This is a genomic window from Wolbachia endosymbiont of Madathamugadia hiepei (genome assembly GCF_013366855.1).
In the GTDB taxonomy this organism is placed as follows: Bacteria; Pseudomonadota; Alphaproteobacteria; order Rickettsiales; family Anaplasmataceae; genus Wolbachia.
Map to the genome: position 1 here is coordinate 1 of NZ_WQMP01000204.1, position 759 is coordinate 759.

The following is a 759-nucleotide window of genomic DNA, read 5'->3' on the forward strand; positions in this document are numbered from 1 at the left end:
TAGAAATTGAACATACTTGCCATAGATCTCCTATTAACTTTTTAGTTCACATCTTTTCTACGCTTATTTCATATTCCATGCAACCCAAAAAACCCTCTATTTCCAGCTCTTTCTTTATCGGCTAATCCATAGTTAGCGTCCATAACCTCACCTATGTTTCAACGTCACTAGCTAATAATAAGAGTATACCATTAAATAACCGTCAATATGCTGATTTGGGAAATATTAGCTACTTGTGCCACTCTATTATTTGAATTAACATTAGGTTATTTGTAGTTAGGAGAATTATGTCAACACCAATCACAGTTGCGTATGGTGACGGTATCGGGCCGGAAATTATGGAAGCGGTGCTGTCGATATTGCGCGAAGCAGAGGCAAAAATCTCGGTAGATGTTATTGAAATAGGAGAGCGTGTTTATAATAAGGAGTGGTCTCACGGAATTTCTCCAAGTGGCTGGAAGTCTATTGAGAGGACAAAGATATTGCTTAAGTCTCCAATAACAACTCCTCAAGGTAAAGGCCACAAAAGCTTAAACGTTGCGCTGAGAAAAAATCTAGGGTTATATGTAAATATCAGACCGTGTATTTCGTATCATCCTGTTATAGAAAATAAGTTCGATAAGTTTGATGTTGTTGTAATACGCGAAAATGAGGAAGACGTTTACACAGGAATCGAGCACAGACTCACTGGTGACTCTTACCAATGCACTAAAATTATTACTAGGTCCGGTTCAGAGAAGATATGCAGGTACGCTTTTG

The 759-nt window shown here is 38.1% G+C and carries 1 protein-coding gene and 1 pseudogene; both read left to right on the forward strand.

Going from position 1 to position 759, the window contains the following annotated elements:
* Positions 1-125 (forward strand): annotated as a pseudogene (locus GO685_RS05375) (IS982 family transposase); the annotation flags it as partial.
* A 162-nt stretch (positions 126-287) separates the two neighbouring features.
* Positions 288-759 (forward strand): isocitrate/isopropylmalate family dehydrogenase (locus tag GO685_RS05380; protein WP_246226444.1); only part of this gene is annotated, 472 nt, incomplete at its 3' end.